The sequence below is a fragment of the Streptomyces smyrnaeus genome, from assembly GCF_017676345.1.
GTDB classification, from domain to species: domain Bacteria; phylum Actinomycetota; class Actinomycetes; order Streptomycetales; family Streptomycetaceae; genus Streptomyces; species Streptomyces smyrnaeus.
Window position 1 is genome coordinate 70,531 of the sequence record NZ_JAFFZM010000024.1, and the last position, 25,118, is coordinate 95,648.

The 25,118-nt window shown below is 72.2% G+C and carries 21 protein-coding genes; 15 read left to right on the forward strand and 6 right to left on the reverse strand.

What is annotated here, in order from left to right:
- The first annotated feature begins 258 nt into the window (after window positions 1-258).
- The 6 genes from JW613_RS30115 (at window position 259) to JW613_RS36680 (ending at window position 8,963) form a co-directional block, all read left to right on the forward strand.
- The gene (locus tag JW613_RS30115) at window positions 259-1,761 is read left to right on the forward strand and encodes an aldehyde dehydrogenase family protein (RefSeq protein ID WP_209214045.1); all 1,503 of its coding nucleotides are present in this window, start codon (window positions 259-261) and stop codon (window positions 1,759-1,761) included.
- A 155-nt stretch (window positions 1,762-1,916) separates the two neighbouring features.
- Entirely contained in the window at window positions 1,917-3,488 is a 1,572-nt protein-coding gene (locus JW613_RS30120) for a GMC family oxidoreductase (protein WP_209214046.1), read from the forward strand.
- Window positions 3,488-4,624 carry a quaternary amine ABC transporter ATP-binding protein gene (locus JW613_RS30125; protein ID WP_209214047.1) on the forward strand — a complete coding sequence of 379 codons (1,137 nt, stop codon included), beginning with the start codon at window positions 3,488-3,490 and terminating at the stop codon, window positions 4,622-4,624. The genes JW613_RS30120 and JW613_RS30125 overlap by 1 nt, the downstream gene beginning before the upstream one ends.
- A 61-nt stretch (window positions 4,625-4,685) precedes the next feature.
- Window positions 4,686-6,740, forward strand: coding sequence for an ABC transporter permease (locus JW613_RS30130; protein ID WP_209214048.1), 2,055 nt, complete (start codon window positions 4,686-4,688; stop codon window positions 6,738-6,740).
- Window positions 6,740-7,750, forward strand: coding sequence for an ABC transporter substrate-binding protein (locus JW613_RS30135; RefSeq protein WP_245226523.1), 1,011 nt, complete (start codon window positions 6,740-6,742; stop codon window positions 7,748-7,750). Before JW613_RS30130 ends, JW613_RS30135 begins: the two co-directional genes overlap by 1 nt.
- A 169-nt stretch (window positions 7,751-7,919) precedes the next feature.
- Window positions 7,920-8,963, forward strand: a complete 1,044-nt coding sequence (locus JW613_RS36680) for a CopD family protein (protein WP_209214049.1) — start codon at window positions 7,920-7,922, stop codon at window positions 8,961-8,963.
- A 4-nt stretch (window positions 8,964-8,967) separates the two neighbouring features.
- Here the strand turns inward: JW613_RS36680 and JW613_RS30145 are convergent, their stop codons facing one another.
- Both JW613_RS30145 and JW613_RS30150 read right to left on the reverse strand, forming a co-directional pair.
- Window positions 8,968-9,711, reverse strand: a complete 744-nt coding sequence (locus JW613_RS30145) for an isocitrate lyase/PEP mutase family protein (RefSeq protein ID WP_209214050.1) — start codon at window positions 9,709-9,711, stop codon at window positions 8,968-8,970.
- Entirely contained in the window at window positions 9,708-10,187 is a 480-nt protein-coding gene (locus JW613_RS30150) for a carboxymuconolactone decarboxylase family protein (protein ID WP_209214051.1), read from the reverse strand. Before JW613_RS30150 ends, JW613_RS30145 begins: the two co-directional genes overlap by 4 nt.
- Before the next feature lie 46 nt (window positions 10,188-10,233).
- On the opposite strand from JW613_RS30150, the gene pdxR reads away from it, so the two are divergent.
- Window positions 10,234-11,838 carry a MocR-like pyridoxine biosynthesis transcription factor PdxR gene (gene pdxR / locus JW613_RS30155; protein ID WP_209214052.1) on the forward strand — a complete coding sequence of 535 codons (1,605 nt, stop codon included), beginning with the start codon at window positions 10,234-10,236 and terminating at the stop codon, window positions 11,836-11,838.
- Between the two features lie 76 nt (window positions 11,839-11,914).
- Complete coding sequence (locus tag JW613_RS30160) at window positions 11,915-13,357, forward strand: purine-cytosine permease family protein (protein ID WP_209214053.1); 1,443 nt, start codon at window positions 11,915-11,917, stop codon at window positions 13,355-13,357.
- On the opposite strand, the gene JW613_RS30165 is transcribed toward JW613_RS30160, so the two are convergent.
- Both JW613_RS30165 and rocD read right to left on the reverse strand, forming a co-directional pair.
- Window positions 13,336-14,109 (reverse strand): helix-turn-helix domain-containing protein, encoded by a 774-nt coding sequence (locus JW613_RS30165; RefSeq protein WP_209214054.1) that lies wholly within the window; start codon window positions 14,107-14,109, stop codon window positions 13,336-13,338. The genes JW613_RS30160 and JW613_RS30165 overlap by 22 nt on opposite strands.
- 455 nt (window positions 14,110-14,564) lie before the next feature.
- Window positions 14,565-15,800 (reverse strand): ornithine--oxo-acid transaminase, encoded by a 1,236-nt coding sequence (gene rocD, locus JW613_RS30170; protein WP_209214055.1) that lies wholly within the window; start codon window positions 15,798-15,800, stop codon window positions 14,565-14,567.
- A 226-nt stretch (window positions 15,801-16,026) separates the two neighbouring features.
- On the opposite strand from rocD, the gene trpS reads away from it, so the two are divergent.
- The 3 genes from trpS (at window position 16,027) to JW613_RS30185 (ending at window position 18,915) form a co-directional block, all read left to right on the forward strand.
- Entirely contained in the window at window positions 16,027-17,040 is a 1,014-nt protein-coding gene (gene trpS, locus JW613_RS30175; RefSeq protein WP_099883574.1) for a tryptophan--tRNA ligase, read from the forward strand.
- Between the two features lie 11 nt (window positions 17,041-17,051).
- The gene (locus tag JW613_RS30180) at window positions 17,052-17,744 is read left to right on the forward strand and encodes a 2'-5' RNA ligase family protein (RefSeq protein WP_209214056.1); all 693 of its coding nucleotides are present in this window, start codon (window positions 17,052-17,054) and stop codon (window positions 17,742-17,744) included.
- Window positions 17,745-17,829: 85 nt separating this feature from the next.
- Entirely contained in the window at window positions 17,830-18,915 is a 1,086-nt protein-coding gene (locus tag JW613_RS30185) for a YihY/virulence factor BrkB family protein (RefSeq protein ID WP_209214057.1), read from the forward strand.
- Here the strand turns inward: JW613_RS30185 and JW613_RS30190 are convergent.
- Window positions 18,821-20,143 carry a D-alanyl-D-alanine carboxypeptidase family protein gene (locus JW613_RS30190; protein ID WP_372448020.1) on the reverse strand — a complete coding sequence of 441 codons (1,323 nt, stop codon included), beginning with the start codon at window positions 20,141-20,143 and terminating at the stop codon, window positions 18,821-18,823. The two genes, JW613_RS30185 and JW613_RS30190, sit on opposite strands and share 95 nt — an antisense overlap.
- Window positions 20,144-20,443: 300 nt before the next feature.
- Here JW613_RS30190 and JW613_RS30195 point away from each other — a divergent pair, with 300 nt between their 5' ends.
- Window positions 20,444-20,683, forward strand: coding sequence for an SCO4848 family membrane protein (locus JW613_RS30195; protein WP_099886732.1), 240 nt, complete (start codon window positions 20,444-20,446; stop codon window positions 20,681-20,683).
- Window positions 20,684-20,737: 54 nt separating this feature from the next.
- Window positions 20,738-22,189: a metallophosphoesterase gene (locus JW613_RS30200; RefSeq protein WP_209214059.1), complete on the forward strand. Its 1,452-nt coding sequence runs from the start codon at window positions 20,738-20,740 to the stop codon at window positions 22,187-22,189.
- A gap of 6 nt (window positions 22,190-22,195) precedes the next feature.
- Here the strand turns inward: JW613_RS30200 and JW613_RS30205 are convergent, their stop codons facing one another.
- Window positions 22,196-23,455 carry an alpha/beta hydrolase family protein gene (locus JW613_RS30205; protein ID WP_209214060.1) on the reverse strand — a complete coding sequence of 420 codons (1,260 nt, stop codon included), beginning with the start codon at window positions 23,453-23,455 and terminating at the stop codon, window positions 22,196-22,198.
- A gap of 108 nt (window positions 23,456-23,563) precedes the next feature.
- Between JW613_RS30205 and JW613_RS36105 the strand changes: the two genes are divergently transcribed.
- Complete coding sequence (locus tag JW613_RS36105; protein WP_307866100.1) at window positions 23,564-24,121, forward strand: quercetin 2,3-dioxygenase; 558 nt, start codon at window positions 23,564-23,566, stop codon at window positions 24,119-24,121.
- Complete coding sequence (locus tag JW613_RS36110) at window positions 24,118-24,987, forward strand: alpha/beta hydrolase fold domain-containing protein (protein ID WP_307866101.1); 870 nt, start codon at window positions 24,118-24,120, stop codon at window positions 24,985-24,987. The genes JW613_RS36105 and JW613_RS36110 overlap by 4 nt, the downstream gene beginning before the upstream one ends.
- Window positions 24,988-25,118: the final 131 nt, after the last annotated feature.

A 25,118-nucleotide genomic window follows, 5' to 3' on the forward strand; every position in this document is an offset into this window, starting at 1 on the left:
GAAGGGGCGGCAGGTGGCTGTGTGGCGGCATGCCGAGCTGCCGAATACGGACAAAGACGTACTCACCGTACGTTCCGCCGAGGGGTGGCGCACTTCGGCCAGTGATGAAGCCCACTTGTCAACGGTTTTTGGACATGAGACCGGGAGAACGGGGCAGGGTTCCCGATTGCCATCTGCCCAGGGCTGTGGCGAAAAGCCCCAACGGGGCACCGGGCCCGACCCGGAGAAAGCAGTAAGAAACGGAAGGCAGTACCGAAGGTGTCCGTTCTGGAGAGCATTCACATTGACGGCGCGTGGCGCACGGCCGCAGCCGGCGGTACCCGGGAGGTGCTGGACCCCGCGGACGCCACCACGCTCGCCGTCGTCGCCGAGGGCGACACAGCGGACACCGACGCGGCCGTCGCCGCGGCGCGTCGCGCGTTCGACGAGGGCCCCTGGCCACACACCGCCACCGCCGAGCGGGCCGCGCTGCTGCGCCGCGTCGCCGACCTCCTCCAGCGGGACCGGGAGGAGATCGCGCTGATCGAGTCCCGGGACACCGGTAAGACCCTCGAAGAGGGCCGGGTGGACGTGGACGACGTCACAGGCGCGTTCCGCTACTTCGCCGATCTGGTGATGAACGAGTCCGGCGGCCGGGTCGTCGACGCGGGCAGCGCGGATGTGCACAGCGTCGTCGTGCACGAGCCCGTGGGGGTGTGCGCCCTGATCACCCCGTGGAACTACCCGCTCCTCCAGGCGTCCTGGAAGGTCGCTCCGGCGCTGGCGGCGGGCAACACGTTCGTGATCAAGCCCAGCGAGGTCACCCCGCTGTCCACCGTCCACCTGGTCAAGCTGCTGGTGGAGGCCGGGCTCCCGGCGGGGGTGGCCAACATCGTCACCGGCGCGGGCCTCCCGGTCGGCCAGCGGATGGCCGAGCACCCGGACGTGGACCTGTTCTCCTTCACCGGCGGTCTGGTGAGCGGGACCAAGGCCGGTGCCGCCGCCGTCGCCGGTGCCAAGAAGGTCGCCCTGGAACTCGGCGGCAAGAACCCCAATGTGGTCTTCGCCGACGCCTGCGCCACCGAGGAGGGCTTCGACACCGCCGTCGACCAGGCCCTGAACGCCGCGTTCATCCACAGCGGCCAGGTGTGCTCGGCCGGTGCCCGGCTGATCATCGAGGAGTCCGTCAAGGACCGCTTCGTGGCCGAACTCGTCTCCCGCGCCCAGCGCATCAAGCTCGGCCGCGGCACCGAGGAGGGTGTCGAGTGCGGTCCGCTGGTCTCCCAGCAGCAGCTGGAGAAGACCGAGGCCTATGTCGCCTCCGCGCTGGAGGAGGGCGCTGAGCTGCGCTGCGGCGGCGAGCGCCCGAAGCCGTCCGAGGTGCGGCCCGAGAGCGGCTACTTCTACGCGCCGACCGTGCTGGACAACTGCCACCGCGGGATGCGGGTCATCCGCGAGGAGACCTTTGGCCCAATCTTGACGGTAGAGAGCTTCAGCACCGAGGACGAAGCTGTAACGCTGGCCAACGACACCGAGTACGGCCTCGCGGGCGCCGTCTTCTCCGGCGACACCGCCCGCGCGCGCAGGGTTGCCGCGCGACTGCGCCACGGCACGGTGTGGATCAACGACTTCCACCCCTACCTGCCGCAGGCCGAGTGGGGAGGCTTCGGCAAGTCCGGCATCGGCCGTGAGCTGGGCCCCCACGGTCTGGCCGAGTACCGCGAGACCAAGCACGTGTACGAGAACCTGCGCCCCGCGCCGGTCCGCTGGTTCGCCGGCTAGCCGGTCGAGCCGAGGAGACCGCAACCGGCCCACACTCCACCCGAACACCGCACACCCGAACGAGCGCGACGGCGGCTCGCCCTTCCGAGCCGCCGGGGCGCACCCGTATCAACCGCCCGTCCTCTCCCCGCAAGTCCCCAAGGAGCAGTACCCCTATGTCCAGCTATGACTACGTGATCGTCGGAGGTGGAACGGCCGGCTCGGTGATCGCCTCACGGCTCGCCGAGGACCCGGACGTCACCGTCGCCCTCATCGAAGGCGGTCCCTCGGACGTCGACCGGCCCGAGGTGCTCACCCTCCGTAAATGGCTGGGCCTGCTGGGGGGTGAGCTCGACTACGAGTACACGACCACCGAACAGCCCCGCGGCAACTCGCACATCCTGCACAGCCGCGCCAAGGTGCTCGGCGGCTGCTCGTCGCACAACACCCTGATCTCCTTCAAGCCGCTGCCCTCCGACTGGGACGAGTGGGAGGCGGCCGGTGCCACCGGCTGGGGCGCCGAGGCCATGGAGCCCTACTTCGGCAAGCTGCGCAACAACATCGTGCGGGTCGCCAAGAAGGACCAGAACGCCATCGCGCAGGACTGGATCGACGCCGCCAAGGAAGCCCTCGACATCCCCGAGGTGGTCGGCTTCAACGACCAGCCGTTCGAGGAGGGCGTCGGCTTCTTCGACCTGTCCTACCACCCGGAGAACAACAAGCGCTCCTCCGCCTCGGTCGCCTATCTGCACCCCCACATGGAGGCCGGCGACCGCCCCAATCTGCACATCCTGCTGGAGACCTGGGCCTACCGGCTGGAGCTGGGCGGCGCCGACGGCAAGACCGTCACCGGCGTGCACGTACGCGGCAAGGACGGCGAGGAGCGGCTGCTGACCGCCGGCCGTGAGGTGCTGGTGTGCGCGGGCGCCGTGGACACGCCGCGGCTGCTGATGCACTCGGGCATCGGCAAGAAGGAGGATCTGGAGGCGCTGGGCATCCCCGTCGTCCACGATCTGCCGGGCGTCGGGGAGAACCTCATCGACCACCCCGAGTCGGTGATCGTGTGGGAGACCAACGGCCCGATCCCGGACAACTCAGCGATGGACTCCGACGCGGGCCTGTTCGTCAAGCGGGACCCGGACCACAAGGGCCCCGACCTGATGTTCCACTTCTACCAGATCCCCTTCACCGACAACCCCGAGCGGCTGGGCTACCAGCGCCCCGAGCACGGCGTGTCGATGACCCCCAACATCCCCAAGTCCCGCAGCCGCGGCCGGGTCTATCTGACCTCGGCGGACCCCGAGGTCAAGCCCGCCCTCGATTTCAAGTACTTCGAGGACGAGAACGACTACGACGGCCGGACCCTGGTGGACGGCATCAAGCTCGCCCGCAAGGTCGCCCAGGCCGAACCGTTCGCCAAGTGGCTCAAGCGGGAGGTCTTCCCCGGGCCCGAGGTGACCGACGACGAGGAGATCAGCGAGCTGGTGCGCAAGGCGGCGCACACCGTCTACCACCCGGCGGGCACCTGCCGGATGGGCGCCGAGGACGATGCGCTCGCCGTCGTCGACCCCCGGCTGCGCGTGCGCGGCCTGTCGGGCATCCGCATCGCGGACGCCTCCGTCTTCCCGACCATGCCCGCCGTCAACCCGATGATCGGCGTGCTGATGGTCGGCGAGAAGGCGGTCGATCTCATCCGACCCACTGCGTCCGATAAACGAGCGACTACGGCACCGGGAGGTGTTGCGTGATGTCCGAGACCGCTGAGGCCACAGCCACCGCCGACAACAAGAACGCCGACGAGCACGGCGCCCAGACAGGTCCCGTCTTCTCCGTCCGCAATCTGTGGAAGGTCTTCGGACCCAAGGCGGACCGGGTCCCCGGCGACCCCGGCGTCACCGGGCTCTCGCAGGCCGAGCTGCGCGAGAAGACCGGCTGCACCGCCGCCGTGCGCGACGTCTCCTTCGATGTGCACAAGGGCGAGGTCTTCGTCGTGATGGGCCTGTCCGGCTCCGGCAAGTCCACCCTGGTGCGCTGTCTGACCCGGCTGATCGAACCCACCGCCGGCACGCTGGAGTTCAACGGCGAGGACGTCATCTCCATGGGCAAGGACGCCCTGCGCCGACTGCGCAGGCACCGTGCCTCCATGGTGTTCCAGAACTTCGGCCTGCTGCCGCACCGCAGCGTGCTGGACAACGTCGCCTACGGTCTGGAGATCCAGGGCGTCGCCAAGGCCGAACGCCGCGAGCGCGCCGCCGAGATGGTCGCCAAGGTCGGTCTGGAGGGCCTGGGCGACCGCCGCCCCGGGCAGCTGTCCGGCGGCCAGCAGCAGCGCGTCGGCCTCGCCCGCGCCCTGGCCGTCGACCCCGAGGTGCTGCTGTTCGACGAGCCGTTCAGCGCCCTGGACCCGCTGATCCGCCGCGACATGCAGGAGGAGGTCATCCGGCTCCACCGCGAGGAGGGCCGCACGATGGTCTTCATCACCCACGACCTGTCCGAGGCGCTGCGCCTGGGCGACCGCATCGCGCTGATGCGCGACGGCGAGGTCGTCCAGCTGGGCACCCCCGAGGAGATCGTCGCCAACCCGGCCGACGACTACGTACGGGACTTCGTCCGCGACGTCCCCCGCGAGCAGGTCATCTCGGTGCGCCGCGCCATGCGCAAGGCCGAGGCCACCGAGCAGGAGACCGGCGCGGCGCTGGCCCCCGACACCCTGGTCGCCGACGCCATCGAGACCGTGGCCCGCAGCGGTGAGAGCTGCCGCGTGGTGGAGAACGGCCGCACCATCGGCGTCGTCGACGACGCCCGCCTGCTGAGTGTCGTCGCGGGCCTGGACACGGCGCAGGACGACGGCGACGGCGAACCCAAGGAGGTGGCCGCCGTATGAGTACGCACCATCCGGCGCCCACTCGGGGCGCCGACCGCACCGAGCCGGCCGAGGGGCTGATATGAGCACCACCACCCTGCCGCAGAGAGGCAAGGAGGCCGCCGGGACCGCCACGCAGGCGCCGGAGGCCACTCCGCCCGGGGGCGTTCGCGGGCTGCTGGCCCGCCCGGCGTTCATGGGCTTCCTCGTCGTGGTCGTCGCACTCGTCGTCGGCGCCGTCGCCGCCGACAGCGGCACCTGGCCCAAGGCACTCACCTTCGACGTCAAGGGCCCGCTGGACGACGTCAGCAACTGGCTGACCGACAACCGCGCCAAGAGCCCGCTGTTCCTCTACTTCCTGCTGCACATCAGCAACTGGTCCGAGGGCGGCGTCGACTACGTCTTCACCTTCCTCAACAGCCTCGGCTGGCTGGGCGTCACCGCGCTGGCCACCGCCGTGTCCTGGTACGTGGCCGGGGCCGGGCTGCGGATGCGCTCGCTGCGCATCGCGCTGCTGACGCTGTGCACCTTCGCCGCCTTCGGCGTGCTGGGGCTGTGGGACTACGCCATGGCCACGCTGGCCCTGATGGTGCTGGCCGTCGCCGTCTCCGCCGTCATCGGTGTGCTGCTGGGCCTGGTCGCGGGCCTGTCCGACCGCGGAGAGCGCGTGCTGCGCCCCGTGTTCGACACCATGCAGGTCATGCCGGCGTTCGCGTATCTGCTGCCGCTGGTACTGATCTTCGGCATCGGCTCGCCCGCCGCGCTGGTCTCCACCGTCATCTACGCGGCGCCCCCGATGGCCCGGCTCACCGCGCTGGGCCTGCGCGGCGCCGACGCGGCCGCGCTGGAGGCCTCCCGCTCGCTGGGCGCCGGCGCCTGGCAGCGGCTGTGGACGGCACGGCTGCCGCTGGCCCGCAGGGAGATGCTGCTCGGCCTCAACCAGACGATCATGATGGCGCTGTCCATGGTCGTCATGGCGTCGGTGATCGGCTCCGGCGGCCTGGGCGACAAGATCTACCAGGCGCTGTCCAAGGACAACGTGGGCATGGCGCTGGTCGCCGGCGTCTGCATCGTCCTCATCGCCATCTGGCTCGACCGGGTGACGGCCGCCGCGGGCGACCAGCTGGAGGCGCCCGCCGCCCCGGCCCGCGTCGGCGGCGACACCGGCGCTGTCAGCCTGGAGAAGGCGATCGGCTGGCTGGCCTGGGGCGCGTTCGTCGCCTTCGGCGCCCTCGGTGCCCTCTTCGGGCCGATCGGGGAGCGCTCCTGGCCCATCGACTGGACCACGACGGTCTCCGCACCGCTCACCGAGGGCATCGAATCCTTCACCGGCGCCATCTCCGACGGCGTCCCCGTGCTCGGCGGCACCGACGTATGGGCCGCGCACTTCACCTCGTGGGTCCTCAACCCGATGCGTGAGGCCATGCAGGCCGCGCCCTGGTGGGGTGTGCTGCTGCTGGTGGCCGTCATCGCCTGGATGGTCGGCTCCTGGCGCGCCGGACTGACGAGCATCCTCTCGCTCAGCGTCATCGGCGTGCTCGGGCTGTGGCACAAGTCCATGGACACGCTCTCGCAGGTGATCGTCTCGGTGCTGTGCACCCTCGTCGTCGGTGTTCTCATCGGCATCGTGGCCGCCCGTTCGCGGTGGGTGATGCGGCTGATCCGGCCGGTGCTCGACGTCATGCAGACGATGCCGCAGTTCGTGTATCTGGTGCCCGTGGTGGCGCTGGTGGGCGTCGGCCGCCCCGCCGCCATCCTCGCGGCCGTGGTCTACGCGCTGCCCGCCGTCATCCGGATCACCGCGCAGGGGCTGCGCTCGGTGGACCCGGCGGCGATGGAGGCGTCCCGCTCCCTGGGCGGCACGGCCTGGCAGCAGCTGCGCCAGGTGCAGCTGCCGCTGGCCCGGCCCTCGCTGATGCTGGCCTGCAACCAGGGCGTCGTCCTGGTGCTGGCCATCGTGGTGATCGGCGGTCTGGTCGGCGGTGGCGCACTCGGCTACGACGTCGTCTACGGACTCCAGAAGAGCGACCTGGGCGTCGGCCTGTCGGCCGGTGTCGCCATCGTCTGCCTGGGGCTGATGCTCGACCGGCTCACCCAGTCCGCGGGCAGCACCGGCAAGCGCGGAGGTACCAAGTGATGCGCACCATCCGATCGATGCGCCGCGAAAGCGGATACGGACGCCCGGCCACCCGGCGCACCCGAGTGGTCAGGTCCGGTGTCGCCGCGGCCGGTGTCCTCGCGCTGACGCTGGGCCTCAGCTCCTGCGGCAAGGCCAACCCGTACTACAGCGGCGCCCCCAACACCGTCACCCTGCCGGTGGCGGCCTGGGCGGGCGCCGAGGCCAATGTCGCGGTGGCCAAGCAGGTCCTGGAGAAGAAGCTCGGCTACCGGGTCAAGACGCTCCAGATGGACGAGCCTGTCGCCTTCGACGCCCTCAACACCGGTCGCGCCGACGCCCTCCTGGAGGACTGGCGCGGGGTGCCGAAGAAGGAGAAGAAGTACGTCGAGGAGCTCAAGACCGTCGTCTACGCGGGCAAGCTCGGCGTCACCGGCCACATCGGCTGGTACGTGCCGACGTACTTCGCCAAGAAGCACCCCGAGGTCAAGAACTGGAAGAACCTTCCCAAGCTGAAGAAGTACTTCCAGACCCCGGAGAGCGGCGACAAGGGCCGGCTGCTGGAGGGCTCGCCCTCCTTCAGCACCTACGACGACGCGATCATCAAGAACCTGGATCTCCCCTACAAGACCGTCTACGCGGGCAGTGAGGCCGCGCAGGTCAAGGAGATGCAGAAGCGGGCGGCCAAGAAGGAGCCCTTCCTCACCTACTGGTGGACGCCGCAGTGGCTGAACTCCAAGATCCCCATGACGGAGGTCAAGCTGCCCAAGCGCACCAAGGGCTGCGACGCGGTGCCGTCCAAGGTCGACTGCGCCTACCCGTACACGCCGCTGGCGAAGTTCATGAACAGGGACTTCGCCGAGAACGGCGGGAAGGCCGCGGAGTTCCTGAAGAAGTTCCACTGGAGCACCGAGGACCAGACGAAGGTCGTCAAGTGGATGACCATCGACAAGATGGACACCGACGAGGCCGCGGCCAAGTGGGTGAAGGAGAACCCGGACAAGTGGAAGAAGTGGATGCCGGACAAGTGACGCCGCGCGTCGCCGCCTGACACCTCCGCGCCACCGCCCGCCCCCGCGACGCCCGCCGTCGCGGGGGCGGGGCCGTCCTGGGCGCTTCCGCGGGGAGCCCGTCCCCGGGGCCTTCGCGGGGAGCCGTCCTGGGTGCCTGGGCGGACGGCCGCTGGGGCACAATTGCGCCGTGAAACAGCCCGCTTCGTCCGCCCCCGTCCCGCCGGGGCGCGGGCGGCACCGGGCGGCGCGGGCCGGGCGGCGACGCCCCGTCCTGCCCCTGCTGCCGGCCGCCGGCTGCGTCCTCGTCCTCGCCGCCGTCGCGCTGACGGGCACCGACCTGGCCACGGACAGCACGGACGACCTGCGCATACCCGGCGGCGGTACGACCACGCTGCTGCGCTCCGTGCTGCTGGCCGCGCTGTGCGTGCAACTCGGCGAAGTGGCCGGACGGCGGCTGGCCCGGGACGTCGCGCGAAAGCTGCCCGGCACCCCGGCCGACGGCCCCCGGCAGCCGCCCGAGTGGGCCGCGGGCGCGGCCCTCGCCGGGATGCTCGCCGCGCTCGGGCTGGCCTCCATGGCCGCCGCCGGTGACGGCAGCCTGGCGGCGGGTCTGCCGGAACTCGGCGAGATCTACGCGACCCGCTCCGGTCTGCTGGCCTTCCTGCAGGCCAACGGCTTCCTGCTGGCGGCCCTGTGCGTCTTCCTCGGCCGCCCGGTGTGGGCCGCCGCCCCGCTGGTCGGCGTCATCGTCGGCGAAGCGCTCCGGGCGCACCCGGAGCCCGACAGCCCCGCGATCGGTGTCGGCCTGACCCTCGTCCACCTCACCTCCACCGTGCTGTGGACCGGCGGCCTCGTCCAAGTGCTGCGCACGATGCGCAGCTGGCACGGCGAACCCGGCGCTGCGCGGGCCCTGTTGGCGGCGTACGCGCGCCGCGCCTTCTGGCTGTTCGCCGCCCTGTGTGCGACAGGAACCGCGAGCACCCTGCGGAAGCTGCCGTCGCTCGGCGCGGTCACCTCCTCGGCGTGGGGCAGAACCCTGCTGGTGAAGCTGGCCGTGGTCGCCGCGGTGGCCCTGTGCGCGGTGCTGGCCCGACGCGTGCTGACACGGGACCGCGCCCGGACCACCTACACCCAGGTGCTGCGCCCCACCGCCTGGGAACTGGCCGCGCTGGGCGCGGTGCTCGTCCTGTCGGCCCTGCTGACGGTCGCCCCGGTGCCCCGCGCCGGCTGAGCCCTCAGCCTGTGCGCAGCTGCTCCGCCAGCACCCGGACGCCCTCGTAGGCGCGGGCCGCGAGCCCGCCGCCGAAGGTGACCCGTCGGCAACCGGCCGCCGCCAGCTCGGCGACGGAGGGCCCGTCCTGCCTCGCCAGCCCGTTGACGGGCACCGGCAACTCGCGTGCCAGCACGGCCAGATCGGCGAGGGGCGCACCGATCGGATACACCGCGTCCGCGCCCGCCTCGATGTAGGCCCGGCCCCGCGCCAGCGCTTCGTCGAGCAGCTCGGCGCCCGGCTTGCCCGAGCCCCGCAGATGGACGTCCACCCGCGCGTTGACGAACAGCTGCGGCCCCGCCGCCTCCCGTACGGCGGCCAGGAACGCGGCCTGTGCCTCGGCCGCCACCAACTCGCCGGCCACCGAGTCCTCCAGGTTGCAGCCGACCGCACCCGCCGCCCGCAGCCGCGCGGCGATCTCGGCCGGCGGCAGCCCGTACCCCCGCTCGATGTCGGCGCTCACCGGGACCTCCACGGCGCGCACGATCCGGGCGACGGCGGCGAACATCTCGTCGGCGGGGCACTCCCCGTCCCGGTGGCCGAGCGATGCGGCGATCCCCGCGCTCGGGGTCGCCAGCGCGGCGAACCCAGCCTGGGCGAAGATCCGGGCCGCCGCCGGGTCCCAGGCGCCGGGCAGCACCAGTGCCTCGCCCGGCTCCCCGGCCCGGTGCAGCTCGCGGAACCGGGCGGCGGGACCGGGCGCGGTCATCGGGCGGAGTCCGCCTTGTCGGCCTGCAGACTCTGCGGAAGGCCCCGCACCGTCACGTTGAACCGGTTCCAGGAGTTGATGGCCACGATCTGGCCGATCAGCGCCGCCAGCTCGCTCTCGTCGAAGTGCTTGGCCGCCCGCTCGTACACCTCGTCGGGCACGAACCCGTCCGTCAGCTCGGTGACGGCCTCGGTCAGCGCCAGCGCGGCCTGCTCCCGCTCGGTGAACAGGTCGCCGGCCTCCGCCCAGGCGGCGAGCAGGTCGAGCCGCAGCTGGGACTCGCCGTTCTTGCGGGCGTCGGCCAAGTGCATGTCCAGGCAGTAGGCGCAGCGGTTGATCTGGGAGGCCCGGATCTTGACCAGTTCACCGACGACCGGGTCGAGCCCCGCCGCGGAGGCGGCCTGCTGGAAGGCGAACATGCCCTTCATCATCTCGGGGGCGACCTGCCAGATGTTCATACGCGGTGTTGTCGTCATGGCCCCGAGCCTATTTCGGAGTGGCGCACACGTATGGTCCATTTCCATGGCAGATTCATGGGCCAATTCCGAGCGGCGCGGGCAACGGCCCGACAGCGGCAGCGACCTCCACCTCGACCTGGCGCCGTCCTCCGGACCCGGCGCGCCCCGCCCCCGCGCGGCCCTGCTCGCCGCCCTCCGCGACGCCGTCCGCACCGGCCGGCTGGCACCCGGCACCCGGCTGCCGTCCTCCCGCACCCTCGCCGCCGACCTCGGCCTGGCCCGCAACACCGTGGCCGGAGCCTACGGTGAGCTCGTTGCGGAAGGCTGGCTGACCGCACGGCAGGGCTCCGGAACCCGGGTGGCCGACCGGGCCGAGCCGGCCGCCCCGAGCCGCCCGGCCCAGCCGTCCCGCACCGAGCGGCCCTCGCGAACCGAGCACCGCTCCCGCACCGGGCGGCCCGCTGGAACCGAGCACCGCTCCAGCACCGAGCGTCCCTCCCGCACCGGGCGGCCCGCCCGGCTGCCGTTCTCCCCCGACCAGCGTCGGCAGCACCGGCCCACACACGATCTGCGAACCGGTGCGCCCGACGTCTCGGCGTTCCCCCGCTCCGCCTGGCTGGCCTCCGCCCGCCGCGCGCTCACCGCCGCACCGGCCCGCGCCTTCTCGCACGGCGACCTGCGCGGCGCCGCCGAGCTGCGGCAGGCCCTGGCCGGCTATCTGGCCCGGGCCCGCGGCGTGCGAGCGGACCCCGAACGCATCGTCGTCTGCGCCGGGTTCGCACAGGGCGTCGCGCTGCTGGCCCGGGTGGTGGCCGGGGAGATCGCCGTGGAGGAGTACGGCCTGCCCTTCCACCGCGAGCTGCTGGACACGCAACCGGCCCGCACCCGCCCGCTCCCCGTGGACGCGCACGGCGCCCGCACCCAACTGCTGGACACCGGGCGGGACTTCGCCGACGTACGGGCGGTGCTGCTCACCCCCGCGCACCAGTACCCGCTGGGTGTACCACTGCACCCCGACCGCAGGGCGGCCGTCGTCGACTGGGCGGGGCGACGAGGCGGGCTGGTCCTGGAGGACGACTACGACGGGGAGTTCCGCTACGACAGAAACCCCGTAGGGGCCCTGCAAGGGCTCGACCCCGAGCGCATCATCTACCTCGGCACCGCCAGCAAGGCGCTGGCCCCCGCACTGCGCCTGGCGTGGATGGTGCTGCCCGACCACCTGGTCGAGCCGGTCCTGGCGGCCAAGACCCCCGCCGAGTGGACCACCGGCGCCCTCGACCAGCTCACCCTCGCCGACTTCCTGGAACGCGGCGCCTACGACCGCCACGTGCGGACCATGCGGCAGCGATACCGGCGCCGCCGTGACCGGCTGGTCGAACAGCTGGCCGCCCACGTCCCCGAAGCGCGCGCCACCGGCATCGCCGCCGGTCTGCACGCCGTCCTCCGCCTCCCGCCCGGCGTCACCGAAGCCGCCGCCCTGCGCGCCCTCGACCGCTCCGGCGTCGCCTCGGACCCCCTCTCCGGCTTCCGCCACCCCACCGCCCCCCGCGACGCTCCCGCATCACCGTCCTTGGTCGTCGGCTACGGCACCCCGCCCGAACACGCCTACACGGCGGCCCTGGACGCCCTGTGCGGGGCACTTGCGACCTGCCGGCCCGGCGGGTCTTGACGGCCCGGCCCACCGGACCCGATCTTGAGTCGGCGCGGGGACGAGGACCCCGCCGACGGAACGGGGGTGCGGCATCATGCCGGCAGTCGAGGAGAACGGCCTCAACGTCATCGCGGAGGCCGAACGCAAGGGCCGACCCGCGCAGCTGTTCTGGCCGTGGTTCGGGTCGAACGTCTCCGTACTCGGGCTCAGCTACGGCTCGTTCGCGCTGGGCTTCGGCCTGTCCTTCCGGCAGGCGCTGCTGGCAGGCGTGGTCGGTATCACCGTCTCCTTCCTGCTGTGCGGGCTGATCGCGGTCGCCGGCAAGCGCGGCTCGGCACCGACGATGGTGCTGAGCCGCGCCGCGTTCGGCGTACGCGGCAACCGGCTGCCGTCCGCCGTCTCCTGGGTGCTGACCGTCGGCTGGGAGACCGTCCTGGTGACCCTCGCGACCCTGGCCACCGCCACCGTCCTCGACCGGCTGGGCTGGGGCGGCGGTACGGGCACGAAAGTGGCGGCCCTGGTGGTGGTCTCCGCGCTGACGGTGGCCGCCGGGATCGCCGGCTTCGACCTCATCATGCGGCTGCAGACGGCCATCACCGTGGTGACCGCCGTACTGACCCTCGGCTACATGGCTCTGGTGGCCGACGAGATCCACTGGGCCCGGGTGACAGCCCAACCCGACGGCTCGGCACAGCAGATGCTCGGCGCCCTGGTGTTCGTGATGACCGGTTTCGGCCTGGGCTGGGTGAACGCCGCAGCCGACTACTCCCGCTATCTGCCCCGCCGCACGCGCGGCGCGAGCGTGGCCCTGTGGACGACGCTCGGCGGCTCCCTGGCGCCGCTGCTGCTGTTCGTCTTCGGCCTGCTGCTGGCCGGCTCCTCCCCACGCCTGAACGAGGCGGTGGCCGCCGACCCCATCGGCGCGCTCACCACCCTTCTGCCGCTGTGGTTCCTCCTGCCGTTCACCCTGGTCGCGGTGCTCGGACTGGTCGGCGGCGCGGTGCTCGACATCTACTCCTCGGGGCTGGCGCTGCTCGCCACGGGGGTGCGCGTGCCGCGCTACACCGCCGCCGCGATCGACGGTGCCCTGATGGTGGCCGGCACCGTCTCCCTCGTCTTCTTCGCCGACGACTTCCTCGGCACCTTCATGGCCTTCCTGACGACGCTGGGCGTGCCCATCGCCGCCTGGTGCGGCGTGATGCTGGCCGACACGGCGCTGCGCGCCCGCCCGTTCGACGACGCCGACCTCTTCCGTACCCGCGGCCGCTACGGCGACATCCGCCCGCTCCCCGTCGCCCTGCTGGCGGGCGCCACCGCCCTCGGCTGGGGCCTGGTCACCAACAGCGGCGCGGCCTGGCTCGACTGGCAGGGCTATCTGCTGGGGCCCCTCGGCCTGGGCGGCCGGACCGGCACCTGGGCAGGCGCCAACCTGGGCCTCCTCGCGGCCCTCGCCCTCACCTTCGTCCTGACGCTGGCAACCCAGCGCCGCACCGTCCAGGCGCAGGAATCAGCCCCTCACCCGGGCGGACGGCTGTAGCGCCCCAGCGTCGCCTTGCTGGTGGAGGCCTCCTGGAAAACCAGCTCCCACGGGCCCGAGTTGACGTCGAAGTCCTTGCCGAAGCCGATCCACTTGCCGGTCATCCGACGCCCCGTCGGCTCGACGAGAAGTTGCAGCGCACCGTGGTAGCGGGCCCCCGCATAGTAGCCGCCGGGCGCCGTCTGCTCGGTCCAGGTCCCGGTGACCACGTTGCGGTCCACGGTCAGCTCCAGGGCGAGGGGCGAATCGGGGTTCGCCGACGCACCCGGCAGCGACTGCCCGGTGAGCCGGTTCTCGTGCTGGACGAGCACCACGTGGTGCGCCCCGGTGAAGGTGTCACCCCGCCCCGAGCTGTAGTACTCGTAACGGCTCAGCCAGACCCCGCCGTAATGAGGGGGCGGAGAAGGAGATAGCTGCTGCTGGGCGTGCGGGTCCGTTTCGGTGGCCTGGGGCTCCACGTCGTGCCCGCCGTGTCCGTCGTCGCTGACCCGGAGCCGGGGGACCGGCAGCGCGAAACCGAGCGACTCCACCGGGCGGCCGGTTACCCGCTCCAGCGCCCGCGCGTACACCGGTCGCGGCGTCCGGCTGGTTCCGGCCTCCCAGCGCTGGACCAGTCGCTTGCTCGCGTCGTTGGGTTCCCCGGCCTCTTCACCGGCCCGTCGCAGAGCTCTGGCCAGGTCGTCCTGGCTGAGACGCAGGCCGATGCGCACGGCCCGCAGCGTGTCGTTCGGTACCTGTTCCGCTGTCGTCATCTCACCCACGCTAGAACCAACGCGTCGCTAATGACACCGGTTTGACGCCTTTGGGTGACCCGATCGGACGCCCTCGGTGTCGTCGCGCTGCGCCTCCTGTCCCGACGAGCATGGGCCGAGCGGTGGAAAGGAGCGCAGCATGACCCAGGATCGCGAACCCCTCTTCGAGGAAGACCTCCGGCTGCTGCCGTGGACGTCGGAGACCGGGAAGCCCTGCTACCTGGCGCCCGGCGCGGAGGACGGAATGGTCTCCGCGCTGGCCGACGGGATCGAGAACCGGTATCTCGCCGAGGCGGCACGGGTGTTGCAGGAGTGCGAGGCGATTCTGGCCGACCCCGCCGCAGGCGCCCTCGCACTGCGGCCGGCGTTGACTGCCTCGTCCCGCGCACAGCGCGGGCGCCGCCCCCCGTATGGGAGGCGGCGCTTGGGGTGTGCGGGGTGGGGTTGGGCCGGGGTCAGGTCGACAGGGTGGTGCGGAGTTGGTCCAGGCCCCAGTCCAGGTCCTCCTTGGAGATGACCAGGGGTGGGGCGAGGCGGATGGTGGAGCCGTGGGTGTCCTTGACCAGGACGCCGCGGGACATGAGCTGTTCGGAGATCTGGCGGCCGGTGCCGTGGGAGGGGTCGATGTCGACGCCGGCCCACAGGCCCCGGCCGCGGACCTCGCGGACCGCGCCGGAGGGGAGCAGGTTCAGCTCCCGGTGCAGATGTTCGCCGAGCTCCTTGGCGCGCTGCTGGTATTCGCCGCTGCGCAGCATGTCGAGGACTTCGAGGGCGACCGCGCAGGCCAGTGGGTTGCCGCCGAAGGTGGAGCCGTGTTCGCCGGGGCGGTGGACGCCCAGCACCTCGCGGGAGGAGACGACGGCGGAGACGGGCACCACGCCGCCGCCCAGGGCCTTGCCCAGGACGTACATGTCGGGGGTGACGCCCTCCTGGTCGCAGGCGAAGGTGGCACCGGTGCGGCCGAGGCCCGACTGGATCTCGTCGGCGATGAAGAGCACCCCGCGCGAGCGGGTCAGCTCGCGGACGCCGGACAGATAGCCGGGCGGGGGCACCAGGACGCCCGCCTCGCCCTGGACGGGTTCGAGGAGGACGGCGACGGTGTGCTCGTCGACGGCCGCCTCCAGCGCCGCGAGGTCGCCGTACGGGACGATCTCGAAGCCCGGCGTGTAAGGGCCGTGGTCGGCGCGTGCCTCCTCGTCGGTGGAGAAGCTGATGATCGTCGTCGTACGGCCGTGGAAGTTGTTGTCCGCGACGACGATCTTCGCCTGCCCGTCGGGCACGCCCTTGACGCGGTAGCCCCACTTGCGCGCCGTCTTGACGGCCGTCTCCACCGCCTCGGCGCCGGTGTTCATCGGCAGCACCATCTCCATGCCGCACAGCTCGGCGAGCTGGGCGGCGAAGTCCGCGAAGCGGTCGTGGTGGAAGGCGCGGGAGGTGAGGGTGACCCGGTCGAGCTGGGTCTTGGCGGCCTCGATGAGGCGCGGGTTGCGGTGGCCGAAGTTCAGGGCCGAGTATCCGGCCAGCATGTCGAGATAGCGGTGCCCCTCGACGTCGGTCACCCACGCGCCGTCCGCTGTGGCGATGACGACGGGGAGCGGGTGGTAGTTGTGCGCGCTGTGAGCTTCCGCTGTGGCGATGCTCCGGGCGCTCGGAGCGCCTGCGGCGCTGGAGGGGCTCGAGAGGGTGGACATCGTCGTCTCCGTTCCTCTGTACATACCGGCGTGCCTGCCCGGTGGGGCCGCACCTTTTCTATCTTCTGTCGGCGCTCGCGTCTCCCCTGCCCGGCGGGGGCGCAGGAGCCCGGCCGCCCCCCTGCGCCCCCTGCCCGTGCCGTGTGCTCCCATGGGCCGGGTCCCGTGCCCCAGCTCACCCGGAACTGGGGGGCAGGCCGGTCCGGACACCTGAGAGAATGGCCGCATGGTCAATGATCGTCCTCGTGTGCTGTCCGGGATCCAGCCCACCGCCGGGTCGTTCCACCTCGGCAACTACCTCGGTGCGGTGCGCCAGTGGGTAGCGCTCCAGGAGACCCACGACGCCTTCTACATGGTCGTCGACCTGCACGCCATGACGATCCCGAAGGACCCGGCCGAGCTGCGCAACAACTCGCGGATGGCCGCCGCCCAGCTGCTGGCCGCCGGCCTCGACCCGGAGCGCTGCACGCTCTTCCTGCAGAGCCATGTGCCCGAGCACACCCAGCTGAGCTGGATCGTGGAGTGCCTCACCGGGTTCGGTGAGGCGGCCCGGATGACGCAGTTCAAGGACAAGTCCGCCAAGCAGGGCACCGACCACACCAGCGTCGGGCTGTTCACCTACCCGGCGCTGATGGTCGCCGACATCCTGGTCTACCGGGCCCACCAGGTCCCGGTCGGTGAGGACCAGCGCCAGCACCTGGAGCTGACCCGCACCATCGCCGAGCGGTTCAACGGGCGGTACGGTGCCACGTTCCCCGTCCCGGACGCGTACATCCCCCAGGAGACGGCGAAGATCTACGACCTCCAGGACCCGGCGGTCAAGATGAGCAAGTCCGCCTCGGCGCCCAAGGGGATCATCGAGCTGCTGGACGAGCCGAAGACCACCGCGAAGAAGATCAAGAGCGCGGTCACCGACACGGACACCGTCATCCGGTTCGACCGGGACAAGAAGCCCGGCATCAGCAACCTGCTGACGATCTACTCGACACTCACCGGTGCCGGAATCCAGGAACTGGAAGATAAGTACGCGGGCAAGGGCTACGGTGCGCTGAAGACGGATCTCGCCGAGATCGTCACGGACTGGGTGACGCCCTACCGTGACCGGACGCGGGAGTTCATGGACGACCCGGCGGCGCTGGACAAGATCCTGTTCGACGGTGCCGAGAAGGCCAGGGCCGTGGCGAGCGAGACGCTGCGGACCGTGTACGACAAGGTGGGCCTTGTGCCCGGCAGGCGGTGAAGGGAGAACCTATGGGCGCGGGAGCGACCGTCACCCTCGGCGTATCGCTCGCCGTCCCGGAGCCGTACGGCACACTGCTCCAGGAGCGGCGGGCCTCCTTCGGCGACGCCGCCGCCCATGGCATCCCCACCCACATCACGCTGCTGCCGCCCACCGAGGTGCCTGTCGAGAGCCGGCCGGCGATCGAGGCACATCTGGCGGGCGTGGCCCTGGCCGGGCGCGCCTTCCCGGTGCGACTGTCGGGCACGGGCACTTTCCGGCCGCTGTCGCCGGTGGTGTTCGTCCAGGTGGTGGAGGGTGCCACGGCCTGCTCCCGACTGCAGGAGCGGGTGCGCGCCCCGGAGGGTCCGCTCTCCCGTGAGCTTGCCTTCCCCTACCACCCGCATGTGACGGTCGCGCACGGCATCCCCGAGCCGGCCATGGACCGCGCCTACGAGGAGCTGTCCGACTTCGAGTGCGACTGGACGGCCACCGGGTTCGCCCTCTACGAGCAGGGTGGTGACCAGGTGTGGCGGCTGAAGCGGGAGTTCCCCTTCGCCCAGAGCCCCAGCCCGGGTCCCGGTCCGGGCCCCGGGACGGTGGCCGGCGCCGGCCACCCGCCGGGTCCTGCCACCGCGCCGCCCTTCGAGGTCACCGTTCCGGCCGCCCCGTGCCGCCCGCCGCACCAGCGGCGCTCTGCGCTGCGCCCGCCCGCCACGCTCTGACCCGGCGGCGGAACCGGTAGCGCCCCGCCGCGGGCGGTAACGTCCGGTGACGGCTGGAGATCGCTGCGCTGGGCAGGTGGCTGGTGTGGAAAGACTGAGGAAGCTGCCGCTCGTGGGTCCGCTGGTGGCACGGTCGCGCACCGTGCTCGCCCGGCTCCGCACCACGCGGATCTGGCGGATCTACGAGCATCTGGACGACCGCAAGTGGACGCGGCTGGCTGCGGCCATCACCTTCACCAGCTTCCTGGCGCTGTTCCCGATGCTGGCCGTGGGCGCCGCCGTCGCCGCCGCGCTGCTCTCCCACGACCAGATGGACCGGCTCCAGGACACCCTCACCGAGCAGGTGCCCGGCATCTCCGACCAGCTCGAACTCCAGTCGCTGGTGGACAACGCGGGCACGGTCGGCGGTATCGCGGGCGGGCTGCTGCTGCTCACCGGCGGGCGCTGGGTCGGCACCCTGCGCGAGAGCCTGCGCGCCGTGTGGGACCTGGAGGAGGACCCCGGCAACCTCGTCGTCCGGCGCGCCGTCGACGTGGGCATCCTGCTGGGCCTGGGCGTCGTCGGGCTGGTCTCCTTCGGCGGCTCCGCCTTCGCCGTGACGGCCGTCACCTGGGTCGCCGAGCAGCTCGGATCGGCCGAGGGCGGTGTGGGGACGGTGCTGCTGCGTACCGCCGCCTACACCGCCGCCGTGGCCGCCGATTTCGTGCTGCTGTGGTACGTCCTCACGCTGCTGCCCCGGGTGCGGCCGCCGCGCCGCGCGACCCTGGCGGCAGCGCTCCAGGGGGCCGTCGGCTTCGAACTGCTGAAGCTGCTGCTCGGCGGCTACCTTCAGCAGGTCGCCGCCAAGAACGTCTACGGCGCCTTCGGTGTGCCCATCGCTCTGCTGCTGTGGATCAGCTTCATGACCAAGCTGCTCCTCTACTGCGCCGCCTGGACGGCCACGGCCCCCGTACCCGGCGAGGGCCCGGAAGCCCAGCAGCCCGTCCAGGACCTCGCCCTCGGCGGTGACGACAAGGAGTCGACCGACGACGGCGAGGACGCCACCGACGCGGACGGCTCCGGCGACGACGCGGACGTCACCGGCGACGGCGACGGGCCAGCTCCGGAAGAGGCCAGCGACGGTGCACCCCGTACGCCACCAGAGCCAGGGCGACCAGAACACCGGCCGTGATCCCCAGCGCCGTCCCCGCACCGCCCGAGGGCTTGCTGGTGTGCGCCGCCGCGTGGGTGCCCGAGCCGCCCGCCTCGCCGCCCTTGCCCGCGGGAGCGCCCCCACCGGCCGCGGCGTTGCCCGGCGCCGCCAGCTCACCGACCGGCTCCACCTTGCCGTCCGCGGCGAAGCCCCAGTCCAGCAGCTTGGCGGCCTCCTTGTAGACGCTGTGTGCCTCCTTGGCCCCCGGGTGCATGACCGTCACCAGCAGCACCCGGTCACCGCGCTGGGCGACGCCGGTGAAGGTGTTGCCCGCGTTGGTCGTGAAGCCGTTCTTGACGCCCGCGATGCCGGGGTAGGGTTCGACGCCGCCGTCACCGGTCAGCAGCCGGTTGGTGTTCTGGATCTGGAAGCTCTCCCGCTTGGTCTTGCCGGTCTTCTTGTCCTTCTTCGTCTCGCCGGGGAACTTCGCGGTGGCGGTGGCCGCGTACTCGCGGAAGTCCTTGTTCTGCAGCCCTGACCGGGCGAACAGCGTCAGGTCGTAGGCCGAGGAGACCTGGCCCTTGTGGTCGTAGCCGTCCGGGCTGACCACCTTGGTGTCGTTGGCGTGCAGGGTGCGGGCCCGCTCGTTCATCTCCCTGACCGTCTTTTCCTTGCCGCCGTTCATGGCCGCCAGGACGTGCACCGCGTCGTTGCCCGAGCGCAGGAAGACACCGAGCCACAGGTCGTGCACCGAGTACGTCTCGCCCTCCTTGACGCCGACGAGGCTGCTGCCCTCGCCCATCCCCTCCAGATCGGAGGGGACCACCTTGTGGGTGCGGTCCTTGGGCAGCTTGGGCAGCACCGTGTCGGCGAAGAGCATCTTCAGGGTGCTGGCCGGCGGCAGCCGCCAGTGCGCGTTGTGCGCGGCCAGCACCTTGCCCGACTCCGCGTCCGTGACGATCCAGGAGCGCCCGGTCAGCTTGGTGGGCAGCTCGGGGGCGCCCTTCTTCGGATTCACCTGGGTGCCGGGGCGGCCGAGCTGCTCGCCGCCGACGGTGGACATCTGCGCGGGCGGCTTCGGCTCGGCCTGCTTGCCGCCCGGCTTGTTGTCGTCGGCGGTCGCGGGCTGGGCTCCCGCCGCGGTCAGCAGGGAGAGGACGAGCGCGGTGGAGGCGAGACCACCGAGCGTGGTCGCGCGGCGCTTGTGCGAGGCGCTGCGCGGGTACGCGCGCGCGACGTGGTCTGAATAATGCGAAGAAATGGGCACCCTGCGAACGTACAGGCCCTTCGGCTCGTTGGGGACGTCGAGCCCCTCCATGTGCGGATTCCCGTAGCCCAACTCGCGCAGTGCGCTAGCCCGATGGGGGGTGGCGGGGTGGCCGGCCCCCGCCGGGTGCCGGCTTCGGGCCCCGCCGGTCGGCGGGGCGGCCCACCGCCGTCGGGCCCCCTCCCGGCCGCGGCCCCTGGGACGGCGGCCATACTGGGCATCATGCGCGACACCTCCACCGCAACCCCCACCACCGATCCCGAGCCGGCGGCGGCAGCCCCGGCGGGGCGGCGGGCGGGGCTGGTGCTCTCCCGGCGTACCTCGTGGTTCCTGCTGGCCTTCGGGGTCTGGTCCTGGTTCGTGTGGATCACGTTCGTGAAGAACCTCTGGAAGGACAGCAGCGGGCTGGCTTTCGACGACGCCGGTGATCCGACGGGTTATTTTTGGGTCCACCTGCTGCTGGCGATCACCTCCTTCCTGCTGGGGACGGCGATCGGTCTGCTCGGTCTGCGCGGTCTGCGGGCTGCCCGGCGCACCTGAGACAGCGCGGGACGGTCTGGGAGCGGGGGAGAGCGAGGGGGAGGGACGGCCTGCATGGTCGCTGTATTCGTACTGATCGCACTCGTGGTGCTGAGCCTGCTGGTCGGCGTCCACTTCTATCTGTGGCGGCGCTTCGTGCGCGACGTGTCGGCGCCGGGAGGCTGGTGGCGCCGTGTGGGCACGGTGCTGGCGGTGCTGCTGCCCGTCACCATGTTCGGCGCGCTGCTGTCCGGACGTGCGGGCGCGCCCTTCGCGGTGGAGCGCGTGCTGGCCTGGCCGGGCTATCTGTGGCTGGCCTGCCTGCTCTATCTGACGCTGGCGCTGCTCGCAGGTGAGCTGCTGCGGTTCGTGCTGCGGCGCACGCCATGGGGGAGCAGGCGGCAGGCCCGGCCCCTCGCGGCGGAACCGGGGGAGGGGGCCTCGCCGACGGCGGAAGCGGCGCGAGCCGCGTCCGTGGCGGCGGAGCCGGAGCCGGCCGCGGCGGAGCCGGTGGGCGTGCCGGGCGGCCCCCCGGGAGGCGGTGCGAGCGGTGGTGCGGGGACGCCGACCGGGCACCGGCCGGACGCAGCGGCCGGGCAGCGGCCCGATGCGGCCGAGCCGCCCACCGGGTCGGCAGCGTCCACCGCGTCCACCGGGGCGGTAGCGTCCGCCGGGTCTTCCGTCCCCCTTACCGCCGCCGTCCCCACCCGGCGGGTCTTCCTGGCCCGCACCCTCGCCGGTACCGCGGCAGCGGTCGGCCTGGGTACGACGGCGGCCGGGGCGTACAGCGTGCTGAACGGGCCGACGCTCAAGCACCTCACCGTCCCGCTGACCAAGCTGGACCGCCGTGCGCACGGCTACCGCATCGCCGTCGTCAGCGACATCCATCTGGGGCCGATCCTGGGGCGTGCCCACACCCAGCGGATCGTCGACACCATCAACGGGACGCAGCCGGACCTGGTGACGATAGTCGGCGACCTGGTCGACGGCAGCGTCGCCGATCTCGGTCCCGCGGCGGAGCCGCTGCGTGCGCTGCGCTCCCGGCACGGCTCGTTCTTCGTGACCGGTAACCACGAGTACTTCGGCGACGCCCGTGAGTGGATCGACCATCTGCGCGAGCTGAACGTCCATCCGATGGAGAACACCCGGCGGGAGCTGCCGGGCTTCGACCTCGCCGGGGTCAACGATCTCGCGGGCGAGGAGCAGGGCGAGGGGCCCGACTACGACAAGGCGCTGGGCGACCGGGACGCGTCACGCGCCTGTGTGCTGATGGCGCATCAGCCGGTGCAGATCCACGAGGCGGTGGACCACGATGTCGACCTCCAGCTCTCCGGTCACACCCATGGCGGCCAGCTGTGGCCCGGGAACTACCTCGCGGCCCTGGCCAACCCCACGGTCGCCGGGCTCGAACGCTATGGCGACACCCAGCTGTACGTCACCCGTGGCGCCGGTGCCTGGGGTCCGCCCGTCCGGGTGGGCGCGGAGTCGGACATCACCGTCGTGACCCTGGCCGCGAGGAAGGCGTAGCGGCCGTCAGCCCTCCAGCAGCCGCAGGACCTTCGGCCAGGAGTCGGCGCGGGCGGCCTGGTCGGCCTGCGAGGTGCTGGTCACGGCGCCGTCGCGGCCACCCTCCTGGCCGGGCTGGCCGAGCGGGAACCAGTTCACATGGTGCCCGGCGTCCGGGTACACCAGCGTCTTGGCGCCGTGCCGGGCCATGTCCTTGGCCGAGGCCGCCGAGCCCCACATCTTGTCGTTGCCGCCCGCGACGGCGAGCACCGTGCCGCGCACATGGTTCAGCGGGACGGGGCCGGTGGGGACCGGCTCGCCGTGGTCGGTCCAGGCCGTCGTGCCGCTCAGATAGGGGCCGTTGACCTTCGAGGACGGCGCGTACGCGATGACGTCGCGGAAGACGGACGGGCGGCGCTGTCCGAGCAGCTGTGCGGCCTCGCTGCCGCGTGAGTTGCCCATGACGGCCAGCCGGTCGGGGTCGGCGCCCTCCTGTTCGCGGAGCAGCTTTCCGGCCAGGGTGAAGTAGTCCAGGTCGATGGAGTCGATCCCGTTCGGGCGCCCGGAGTCCTTGCCGCACCGGAAGTAGCACAAGGACAGGGCCGGGTGGCCGTGCGAGGCGAGCAGCGCTGCCGTGTACGTACCGGCGTTGCCGCCCTCCGAGCCGCCGAACACCAGTACGGGAGCCTTCTTGTCGCCGCCCTTCGGCGGCAGGTACAGATCGCCCGCCACCTTGTCCTTGGCGACGGTGAGCTCGCGGTGCGTCGCGCCGTCGACCAGCCACTGCCTGACCAGATCGCGGCGGGCGACCCGCTCGCCCTTGTCCTTGCCCGACAGCGCGGTGGCGCTGAGCCGCAGCGTGTAGGACCGCTGCTGTCCGGGCGGGCCGGGGTGGTACGAGAACGCCTTGCCGCTGCCGATCAGCTTCTCGGCGCGTCCGCCGGTGGGCAGCATGCTTCCCAGCAGCCGGGTGCTGTCCTTGTCGCCGAGTTCGACCGTGCCCTTGCTGTCGGCCGTACGCGACACGTCGGCCGCCCACCGCGCGCCGTGCCGGTCCTTGGCCTGCGCGGTGATCCGGACCTTTGCGCGGGGGGCGAGCCCCTTGAGCCGTACGCGCACCGGCGTGTCCGCCGAAGCGGCCGGGCGGCCGGTCTCGAAGTGCACCCCGTGCTGCCCGGAGGGTTCTGCGGGGCCGCCCGCGCCCGCGTCGTCGCCCGCGCAGCCCGCCGCGGCGAGTGTCAGGGCGAGGGTCGCCGTTGCCGTCCGTACGATCCGCATCCGTCCCATCGGCCGCACGATACGCACCCGGCGCCGCGGCCCTCCACCAGGGGACCGGACTCGCCGGAGCGTAGAATGTCAGGCAACCTGACATGACGAGTGAACCCGGAGCCCGACGTGACCATCGAATACGCCACCCGCCACCGGCGGGCCTCCCGCATCCCGGCCGACCCCGCGAAGCCCTACGTCATCGAGAAGGGCGAGGGCGACCGCGCCCACCTCTTCGGCGATCTGATCACCGTCTACGCCGGGGCCGAACAGACCGGGAACACCTTCAACTTCTTCACCGTCGAAGGCCCCAAGGGCGACATCATCCCCGCCCACCTCCACCCCGACACCCACGAGGTCTTCTACGTCACCCACGGCGCTGTCCGGCTGTTCGTCGAGGACACCGAGGGCGAGCAGCAGGAGAAGCTCCTCACCCCGGGAGACTTCGGCTTCGTCCCCAAGAACTGTCCGCACGCCTACCGCATGGAACGCCACCACAGCGTCGTCGTCGGTGTCGCCGCGGGCCCCGGCGGCACCTTCGAGCGGTTCTTCGAAACCCTCGGCGAACCCACCGACCGGCACGGCCTGCCCACCCGGCCCGTCGTCCCCACCCCGCACAAGTTCGCCACCGTGCCCGAACAGTACGACGTACGCTTTCTGCCCGACCACCAGTGGAGGAAGCGGTGACCCTTCCGGACCCGGACCTGCTCAAGCAGCTCCCCGCACCGCACCCCGACCGGGCGCCGCTCCCGCCCGCGGCCGGGCCGGCGCCCGGCGTCCGGCTGCTGCGCGGCGTGCCCTACGCCGTCCCCGAGGGCAGCCGCCCCCTCGAACTCGACCTGTGGCTGCCCGAAGGACCGGCGCCCCTGGTGCTGTACATCCACGGTGGGGCCTGGCGCCGGGGCCGCCGCGACGACATGGGAATGCGCACCCGCGACTGGGACCCGGGCCCCTTCGCCCGCCTCGCCGCCGCGGGCCTCGCGGTCGCCTGCGTCGACTACCGCCTCAGCGGCGAGGCCACCTTCCCCGCCCCGCTGGACGATCTGTGGGCCGCACTGCGCTGGCTCGCGCTGCGCTCGGCGGAGCTCGGCATCGACACCCGCCGCACGGTGGCCTGGGGCGAGTCCGCGGGCGGACATCTGGCCGCCCTCCTCGCCCTCACCCACGCCGAGCCGCCCCTCGCCGGCGCCGTCATCTGGTACGGCCCCAGCGATCTGACCAGCCCCCGAGGCGGCTTCACCCCCGACTCCGCTGCCACCCCCGAGGCCGCGCTCCTGGGTGCGGCTCCAGCCACCCGCCCCGAACTGGCCCGCGCGGCGAGCCCGCTCGCCCAGGTGCACGCCGCCGCCCCGCCGTTCTTCCTCGCTCACGGCACGCAGGACACCATGGTGTCCTGCTCCCACACCGAAGACCTGGCCTCGGCCCTGCGGGCCGCCGGCGTACCGGTCCGGCTCCGGCTGGTGCCGGGCGCCGACCACGGCTGGTACGGGGCCTCCGACGACGCGGTCTCAGCCATCTTCGCGGCTTCCCTGGACTTCGCCCAGCACGTGTGACTTGGCGCCGCCCCTGTTGTGGGGGCACGCCCCCTTGGTTTTTCGGCTGCCGCCGAGGGGTCGTGTTGGGGGGCTCCGCCCCCCGACGGCCCCCCGCTAGGTGGGCTTCGCCCCCCTAGAACCCCCCTGCC